This window comes from Pseudomonas sp. BAV 4579 (assembly GCF_009765395.1).
GTDB lineage: Bacteria > Pseudomonadota > Gammaproteobacteria > Pseudomonadales > Pseudomonadaceae > Chryseomonas > Chryseomonas aestiva.
Genome location: NZ_WHOV01000051.1, coordinates 1 through 8,495, shown reverse-complemented (window position 1 = coordinate 8,495; position 8,495 = coordinate 1). Strand labels below are relative to the sequence as shown.

At 66.3% G+C, this 8,495-nt stretch carries 7 protein-coding genes; 5 read left to right on the top strand and 2 right to left on the bottom strand.

Annotated elements, in window-relative coordinates; genetic code table 11:
* The coding region (locus tag GSQ95_RS12290; RefSeq protein WP_158973810.1) for an MFS transporter at positions 1–738 on the bottom strand (738 nt) is incomplete at its 3' end.
* Positions 738–1,271, bottom strand: a complete 534-nt coding sequence (locus GSQ95_RS12285) for a GNAT family N-acetyltransferase (RefSeq protein WP_158892543.1) — start codon at positions 1,269–1,271, stop codon at positions 738–740. The genes GSQ95_RS12285 and GSQ95_RS12290, both read right to left, overlap by 1 nt.
* 65 nt (positions 1,272–1,336) lie before the next feature.
* Here GSQ95_RS12285 and GSQ95_RS12280 point away from each other — a divergent pair, with 65 nt between their 5' ends.
* The 5 genes from GSQ95_RS12280 (at position 1,337) to GSQ95_RS12260 (ending at position 8,114) form a co-directional block, all read left to right on the top strand.
* Positions 1,337–2,305 carry a LysR family transcriptional regulator gene (locus tag GSQ95_RS12280; RefSeq protein ID WP_158892541.1) on the top strand — a complete coding sequence of 323 codons (969 nt, stop codon included), beginning with the start codon at positions 1,337–1,339 and terminating at the stop codon, positions 2,303–2,305.
* Complete coding sequence (chrA, locus tag GSQ95_RS12275; protein WP_158892539.1) at positions 2,298–3,500, top strand: chromate efflux transporter; 1,203 nt, start codon at positions 2,298–2,300, stop codon at positions 3,498–3,500. Before GSQ95_RS12280 ends, chrA begins: the two co-directional genes overlap by 8 nt.
* A 177-nt stretch (positions 3,501–3,677) precedes the next feature.
* Positions 3,678–4,931: a hypothetical protein gene (locus GSQ95_RS12270; protein WP_158892537.1), complete on the top strand. Its 1,254-nt coding sequence runs from the start codon at positions 3,678–3,680 to the stop codon at positions 4,929–4,931.
* A gap of 146 nt (positions 4,932–5,077) precedes the next feature.
* Positions 5,078–5,755: a type 1 glutamine amidotransferase domain-containing protein gene (locus tag GSQ95_RS12265; RefSeq protein WP_158892535.1), complete on the top strand. Its 678-nt coding sequence runs from the start codon at positions 5,078–5,080 to the stop codon at positions 5,753–5,755.
* 412 nt (positions 5,756–6,167) lie between these two features.
* Complete coding sequence (locus GSQ95_RS12260; protein WP_158892533.1) at positions 6,168–8,114, top strand: bifunctional diguanylate cyclase/phosphodiesterase; 1,947 nt, start codon at positions 6,168–6,170, stop codon at positions 8,112–8,114.
* Positions 8,115–8,495 lie beyond the last annotated feature (381 nt).

The window sequence follows — 8,495 nt, the reverse complement described above, 5'->3', positions numbered from 1 at the left end:
CCATAGCGCCGCCACCCCCACCGGCACCCCGCGCTCGGCCAGCAGCGCCGGCAGATGGGCCGACAGCCCCGCCGACAGAAAGCCGATCAAGGCCATCCCGGTGGCGAACAGCACGCCGGCCAGGCGCGGCGAACCACCCGCCGTCGCGGGCGGCACCTCGGCACTGGGCAGGCGCCCCCGCACATTGGGCAGCGGCAAGAGCAGCAGCACGCCGGCCAGGGCGATGCTGGCATAGACCACCAGCCCCAGGCGCCAGCCCAGCCCCTCCAGCAGCCAATGCCCCAGTGGCCAGAACACCGCCGAGGCCAGCCCGCCGAGCAGGGTGATGCGCACCATCACCGCCCGCGAGCGCTCGCCGGCCAGGCGCGCCAGGGTGGCGAAGGCGGCGTCGTACAGCGACAGGCGCATGCCCACGCCCAGGGTCACCCAGGCCAGGTAGAACAGCGGCGCCGACTGGGCGGCGGCCAGGCCCAGGCAACCCAGGGCATCGAGCACCAGGCCGAGTTGCAGGGTACGACAGCCGCCCAGGCGTTCGATCACCGCGCCGCTGAAGGGCGAGACCAGCCCCATGGTCAGCATCGCCAGGGAAAAGCCGCCATAGACCCAGCGCGCGTCCCAGCCCAGTCCCGCGGCCATCGCCGGGCCGTAGACGCCCGGCAGATAGAAGGCCAGTCCCCAGGCCAGCAACTGCATCAGCCCCAGTTGCCAGATGGCGCGATCGCTCGGCATCGGCGTCATCAGCGCGTACCCGGGGTCCGCTCGCCCTCACCCAGGCTGCGCTGCATCAGGACCGTATCCACCCAGCGCCCATGCTTGAAACCCACCGCCTCGAAGGTGCCGACGGTGCGAAACCCCAGCCGCTGGTGCAGGGCGATGGAACCCTGGTTGGCGCTGTCGCCGATCACCGCCACCAGTTGGCGAAAGCCCGCCGCCGTGCAGGCCGCGACGATCTCTTCCAGCAGCCGTTGCCCGATACCCTGGCCACCCAGGCCGTCGCGCACATACACCGAGTCTTCCGCGGTATGGCGATAGGCGGGTCGCGGGCGATAGAGCACCGCATAGGCATAGCCCACCACCGCGCCCTCCCGTTCGGCCACCCGGTAAGGCAGCCCGGCCTGGCGCACCGCTGCCAGCCGGCGCTCCAGCTCGGCCAGGTCCGGCGGCTCCAGCTCGAAACTGGCGCAGCTGCGCAGCACGTGTTCAGCATAGATGGCCTGGATGGCCGGCAGATCGGCGGGGGTGGCATCGCGCAGCTGCAGAGCGGTGTTCACGGGAGAGGTCCATTCGCGGGGTCGATGAAGCGATCATGCCGGGACGGCCAGCCAAAGATAAAGCTATGCTCGGTTATCACTGGTATAAGCGAAACCTTGGCATGGCCGACCTCAATCTCACCCAGCTGCAGACCTTCGTCCAGGTCGTCGCCACCGGCAGCTTTTCCGCCGCGGCCGATCGCCTGGGGCTGAGCCAGCCGGCGGTCAGCCTGCAGATCCGCCAGCTGGAACGGCGCCTGGGTCTCAAGCTGCTGGAGCGCCTGGGACGGGGACTCAAGCCCACCGCCGCGGGCCGTCTGCTGCTGGACCACGCCGAACAGATCCAGACGGCGGTGGACCAGGCCCTGCAGGCCCTGGCCAGCCATGGCGAGACGGTCAGCGGTCGGGTCGCCATCGGCACCGGCGCCACCGCCTGCATCCATCTCCTGCCGCCGCTGCTGGGCCAGTTGCGCCAGCGCTTTCCCCAGCTGGACGTGCGGGTCAGCACCGGCAACACCCTGGACGTCTTGCGGGCGGTAGAAGACAACCGCCTCGACCTGGGCCTGGTCACCCTGCCCGCCAGTGGCCGCAACCTGCAGGTGGAGCCGCTGCTGGAGGATGCCTTCGTCGCCCTGCTACCGCCTGCCAGTCCGTTACCGACAGGAGCGCTGGCCCCGGCGGAACTGGCCGAGGCGCCGCTGCTGGCCTTCGAGACCGGCAGCAGCACCCGGTTGCTGATCGACGACTGGTTTCGCCGCGCCGGCCAGGCCAGCCGGCCGGTGATGGAGCTGGGCAGCATCGAGGCGCTCAAGGAACTGGTGGCCGCCGGCCTCGGCTACAGCCTGGTGCCCGGCATCGCCGTGGCCACCGAGCACCATCGCCACGGCCTGAGGGTCCAGCCGCTGGCGCCGCCCCTGACCCGCACCCTGGCCCTGGTGCTGCGCCGCGACAAACCCCTGAGCCGCCCGCTGCAGCAGGTGCTGGAAGCGCTCCGGCGATTGCGCCAGCAGGGCCAGGACGCGCTACGCTCGCGGCCTGGCCCGTCCGATGAGTGAAGCGCCCGTGCAAGCCCCTGCGACCCACCGCGAATCCCCTCCCGACAGCGCCTGGCAGGTCTTCCTGATCTTTCTGCGCCTGGGCTACACCAGCTTTGGCGGGCCCATCGCCCACCTGGGCTATTTCCGCCAGGCCTTCGTCACCCGCCGCCAATGGCTGGATGAAGCCGCCTATGCCGAGCTGGTCGCGCTCTGCCAACTGCTGCCCGGTCCGACCAGCAGCCAGGTCGGCATGGCCCTGGGCCTGGGGCGTGCCGGCGGCTGGGGCCTGCTGGCGGCCTGGCTCGGTTTTACCCTGCCCTCCGCGCTGCTGCTGATCCTGTTCGCCCTGGGCCTTGCCCACGTTCCGGGACTGGCCGACTCGGGCGCGGTGCATGGGCTCAAGGTCTTCGCCGTGGCGGTGGTGGCCCAGGCGGTCTGGAGTCTGGGCCGCAGCCTGTGCCCAGATACGCCGCGTCGCTTCCTGGCGCTGGTCGCCGCCGGCCTGGCGCTCTGGCTGCCCGGTTCGGCGGGGCAACTGCTGGGGCTGGGCCTGGCCGCCCTGGTCGGTCGCCTGGCACTGGCGCCGACCGCCACGCCGCCGGCCCTGGTCCTGCAAATGGGACCCTCCCGGCGCCTGGGGGTGGTCGCCCTGCTGCTGTTCCTGCTGCCGCTGCTGCTATTGCCCGTCTGGAGCCATCTGGCCGGGGGCGTCTATCGCGCCGGCGCCTTGGTCCTCGGTGGCGGCCATGTGGTGCTGCCGCTGCTGCAGGCGGTGGTGGTGCCCAGCGGCCTGGTCAGCGATGGCCAGGTCATGGCCGGCTACGGCCTGGCCCAGGCGGTGCCCGGACCGCTGTTCACCTTTGCCGCCTACCTGGGTGCCCTGGTGCCCGCCGCCCTGCCCGCCTGGCTCAATGGCCTGCTCTGGACCCTGCTGATCTTTCTGCCCGGCGCGCTCATCCTGCTCGCAGCCCTGCCCTTCTGGCAGAGCCTGCGCCAGCACCCCGGTTGGCAACGCGCCCTGACCGGACTCAACGCGGGGGTGGTCGGCCTGCTGCTGGCAGCGCTCTACGATCCGGTCTGGACGGGAGGCATCCGCGGCCCGCTGGATGTCGCCCTGGCCGCGCTGGCGCTCCTGCTGCTCCTGCGCACCCGCTGGTCGCCCGTCCTGATCGCGCTATTGGTCGTTCTGGCCGCCTGGTTGTTGAACTTTTAGCGCACTACCGTTTAGCGGCGTGCCACTAGTGGCCCGATGAAATTGCGGCGTGGTTCGCTGTAGCTCCGTGGAAAGCTAGGCACTGTCGGCGTGACGTTCAGCTGTGTGAAACGTCTTGCCCTGCGCAAGAACGTGTCCAGCGAACGCTCGGCCTGACATGCATTAAGGATGACCGCCATGACCTACAAGAATCCCCTGGACACCACCGCCCCCCTGTTCACCGCTGCCCTTGCCAAGGCGCCCCTGGTTGCCGCGCCCGCCAAGGCTGCCGGCACCTCTGACGGCGTCACCTACTACGCCTTCCAGAGCCAGCCCCGGCTCACCCTCGACATCAATACCGCGCCCGAATACGTCGGCTTCGCCAAGACCTTCGATGCCAAGGGTCCACACTATGCGGCCGCCTCGACCCTGAACGAACTGACCCTGACCGGCCATTGGGAAGATCAGGTCACCCGCCTCGACGGCCATACCCGTGGCGCCACCGCCAGCGACAGCACCCTGGATTCGAGCATCGCCAAGCTCACCGTCAGCCTCACCGACGTGCCGACTAATCAGTTCAATGAAGGCGACATCATCACCCTGGACAACTTCGACGGCCTACAGACCTTCGATGGCTCCAGGTCCACAGCCGGCCTCTCGATCGACTTCCTGCATGGCTACACCGAAGGCCATGACTACTCCTATGCCAGCCAGAGCGCCTTTCTCAAGAACGTGACCACCGGCAGCGGCGGCGATCTGCTCCAGGTCAGCACCCGCACCGCTCCGGAACTCGAAAACGTGGCGGCTTTGAGTAACTCGCGGGTCAAGGCCATCACCGTCGACAGCGGCGCGGGCGGCGACCAGATCGGTGCCCATATCCAGCAAGCCGACATGATCATCAATGCCGGCGCTGGCAGTGACTTCGTCGACATCCTGATCACCGAAGGGGTGGCCGCTCACAATGCCACCCTGCGCGGCAATTACGGCCATGGCGCCACCGTTACCCTGGGCGAAGGCCGTGACACCCTGAGTCTGCTCAACCCTTCCCTGGCCAACTTCGACGGTAGTAGCAGCGCCGCAGCCAACCGTGCCTTGGCAGCGAATCACGTGACGGTCACCGACTACAACGCGAACGATGACCACATCATCTTCGGCTTCGCGGTGTACGACGAGAAAGCCGTGGTGACCATCCAGGACGCCGCCCTGGCGAAGGCGACCAGCCTGTTCGCCGCGCTCAACACCGTGACCCAGTCCACCACCGGCCTGGTTAATGCCGCCGTCTTCCACTACGGCCAGGACACCTATGTCTTCCGTGACACAGGCTACGAAGGCCAGGTCGACAACCTGGACTCGCTGATCAAACTGGTAGGCGTTCATAACCTCGATGACGTCGCCAGCACCGTCTCCGCTCGTGAGCGCTACGAGCCGGGCGGTACCCTCGGCTGGGGTTGATAGCCCCTGAGTGGCACAGCCGCCCCAACCGGGCGGCTCGCCGGCCGCTTCTGTGAGGTACTCGTGGCTTGCCACAAGAGCTGGGCACTCATGGCAGGAACCCAGGGTCTGTCTAGCGATACCCTTCCGAATACGAGGAACGCGCGATGAAGATCCTGATGGTCCTGACCTCCCACGACCAGCTCGGCGACACCGGCAAGAAAACCGGTTTCTGGCTGGAAGAATTCGCTGCCCCCTACTACGTCTTCAAGGATGCCGGTGCCCAGATCACCCTGGCCTCCCCCGCCGGTGGCCAACCGCCGCTGGACCCCAAGAGCGACGCCCCCGACGCCCAGACCGAGTCCACCGAGCGCTTCAAGAACGATCCCGAAGCGCAGCAGGCGCTGGCCAACACCGTCAAGCTCGCCGAGGTAGAGGCCGAGGACTATGACAGCCTCTTCTATCCCGGCGGCCACGGCCCGCTCTGGGACCTCGCCGAGTCCCGCGATTCCATTGCCCTGCTCGAAGCCTTCGCCCAGGCCAACAAGCCCTTCGGCCTGGTCTGCCACGCCCCCGGCGTGCTGCGCCACGTCAAGGCCGCCGATGGCACGCCCCTGGTCAAGGGCCGCACCGTCACCGGCTTCACCAACAGCGAAGAAGCCGGCGTGCAACTCACCGACGTGGTGCCCTTCCTGGTGGAAGACGAGCTGAAGAAACTCGGTGCCCGCTACGAAAAAGGCCCGGACTGGGGCGAGTTCGTAGTGGAGGACGGCAACCTGGTCACTGGCCAGAATCCGGCCAGTTCGGAAGCGGCGGCGGATGCCCTGCTGACCAAGCTGGGCTGAGCGTCCCAAATCTGAAAAAGCCCGCCTAATGGCGGGCTTTTTCGTTGTGGTCCATCACCACCGACCTGGCGGCTCGCGCGCGGGAGCTGAGCACAGCGCTGCCCCGTTTCCCGAATGCTCAGGCGGACCGGCCAGGCACGCGCATCTGCATCGCTGAACGACCAATAGAGGTCTCCGCCAAGCACTTGGTCGCCGACAATCGTTAAGGCTGTTCACCAGCGCTCGCCTCGCCTATAACTATGACGATTGGCAATTCGAACAAGATCAAAGTGCCATTAGTCGCCAAGGTTGCAGAAATCCAAGCGCCAGCCGACACCCCTTCCATGAGCGCAGCCTTCAACCCTGCTCCGCCCAGGCTGGAAAGGATATCCGTGCAGTTGGTTACCTGGTCGTATTTTCAGAGCATTGCCCGATGAAGAGAATCCTGCTCGGCGTGCGCGTCCTGATGTCCGTGCCCAAGGACAATCCCGGCCTGGTCAAGGCGCAATACCTCGCGTTGTCGCGCCAGCTGCCGATGATGTACTTCATCCTGCTGACCAACACCCTGATGCTGGCCGGCACCCACTATGCAGTGGCGCCACGCTGGCTGGTGCTCTACTGCCCGTTGATCATGACCCTGTTCGGCGTGATCCGGGCGGCCGAATGGGTCCGCACGCGCAATCGGCCGCGCAGTCCGGCGCAGATGCTCTCGGCCCTGAAGCGCACCAACAGGCTCGCGCCCATCGTGGCCTCGGCCTTCACCGCCTGGGCGCTGGCGCTGTTTCCCTATGGCGACAGCTATACCCAGGCGCATGTGGGCTTCTACATGGCGATCACGGTGATCGGCTGCATCTTCTGCATGATGCACCTGCTGCCCGCGGCCCTGGCCACCACCGCCGTGGTCAACACCGCCTTCGTGGTGTTCTTCGCCTCCACCACCATCAGCACCTTCGTCGCCACGGCGATCGACGTCCTGCTGGTGTCCATCGCCATGCTCGTCATCCTCAAGGCGCAGTACGGCGACTTCACCCGGCTGGTGAACATGCAGGCGCAAACAGCCAAGCTCAGCGAGGAAAACCTCAAGCTCGCCAACCAGGACAGCCTGACCGGCCTGGCCAATCGCCGGCAATTCTTTGCCCGCCTCGATACCCTGCTGGCAGACGCGCGCGCCCAGGGGACCCGCCTGGCCGTGGGTCTGATCGACCTGGACGGCTTCAAGCCGGTCAACGACATCTATGGCCATAGCGTGGGCGACCGGCTGCTCTATCAGGTCGGCCAGCGCCTGAGCGGACTGCTCGACGAGGACATCCACCTGGCCCGCCTGGGCGGCGACGAATTCAGCCTGATCATCACCCGGGTCTTGAACGACGAGCAGCTGCGGACCTTTGGCGAAAAGGTCTGCGCCAGCCTGCGCGAGCCGTTCCTGCTGGTGGACATGCCCATCCAGATCAGTGGCTCGCTGGGCATCGCGACCTTTCCCGACCAGGCCTTTACCGCCACGGACGTCTATGAACACGCCGACTACGCCCTGTACCAGAGCAAGCGCCACCGCCCCGGCACGGCCTGCCTGTTCAGCACCGCCCATCGCCAGCAACTCAATCGCGAAGGCCTGACCGAACAGGCCCTGCGCCGGGCCGACCTGGAGCGCGAGTTCTACATGGTCTTCCAGCCCATCGTGGACATCCATAGCAAGCAGACGGTGGCCTTCGAGGCCTTGGCGCGCTGGGAAAGCCCGGAGCTGGGCAACGTACCGCCGGGTGATTTCATCGCCACCGCCGAGCGCGTCGGCATGGTCAATCGCCTTACCCTACCCCTTCTGAGCAAGGCCCTGAACGCGGCCACGCGCTGGCCCAAGGGCATCCGCCTGGCCTTCAACCTCTCCGCCCACGACTGCGGCTCGGAAGACGCCGCCCAGCAGATCGTCGAACTGATCAAGCACAGCGGCTTCGACCCGGCCTGCCTCGACCTGGAAATTACCGAAACCGCAGCCATTCAGGACCTACCCCAGACCCAGCGCGCCATCAGCCGCTTTCGCGAACTAGGCTGCGGCATCTCCCTCGACGACTTCGGCACCGGCTATTCCAGCCTGAGCCAGATCCACGCCCTGCCGCTGACCAAGCTGAAGGTGGACCGCACCTTCGTCACCGACCTCCACCTCGACCCGGCCAGCTTCAAGATCGTCAAATCCCTGATCGCCCTGTGCCAGGACATGCAGCTGGAATGCATCGTGGAAGGGGTGGAAACGGCTGCGGAACTAGGCGCGTTGAAAAATCTTGGGTGTACGAGAGCGCAGGGTTATCTGTTCGCCAAGCCGATGCGGGCGAGTGAGATTAGGGGGTGGTTGGAAGGGGAGCATTTGGCTGAGGTGTTGGCGGTTTGACTCGCAGGGGTATCAGGTGCGACGCGAGCTCTTGTCCAGGCAGCGACCTCTGGTTTAGCCACATCCGCTCACAACTGTAATCCCACAATACCTTGCTCCGCTTAGATTACGTAGGCACTCATGCCACTTCATTCAGAAGCTTGAAGAAGTTTAGGTTAGGCGGATGAGTATGGGCTTGACCCTGCACGCCTGAAGCCTGCGGAAAGCCGATAGAGACATACTCGCTTACGCGACACGCTCGGCCCACCGGTCCTAAAAATGAATACCATGATGTGATCATTCCGTGGCTGGTGGCGGCCAGAAACGGACGTCGACAAGCGACCGCTATCGACTGTGGTTTCAACCGGTCGACGCAACAGCGTGGTTAAAACACTCGGCGGG

Bases quoted from the DNA above. Each gene is read 5' to 3' on its own strand.
- GSQ95_RS12280 (WP_158892541.1), top strand. From the start codon at position 1,337: ATGCTCGGTTATCACTGGTATAAGCGAAACCTTGGCATGGCCGACCTC.
- GSQ95_RS12260 (WP_158892533.1), top strand. From the start codon at position 6,168: ATGAAGAGAATCCTGCTCGGCGTGCGCGTCCTGATGTCCGTGCCCAAG.
- chrA (WP_158892539.1), top strand. From the start codon at position 2,298: ATGAGTGAAGCGCCCGTGCAAGCCCCTGCGACCCACCGCGAATCCCCT.
- GSQ95_RS12270 (WP_158892537.1), top strand. From the start codon at position 3,678: ATGACCTACAAGAATCCCCTGGACACCACCGCCCCCCTGTTCACCGCT.
- GSQ95_RS12265 (WP_158892535.1), top strand. From the start codon at position 5,078: ATGAAGATCCTGATGGTCCTGACCTCCCACGACCAGCTCGGCGACACC.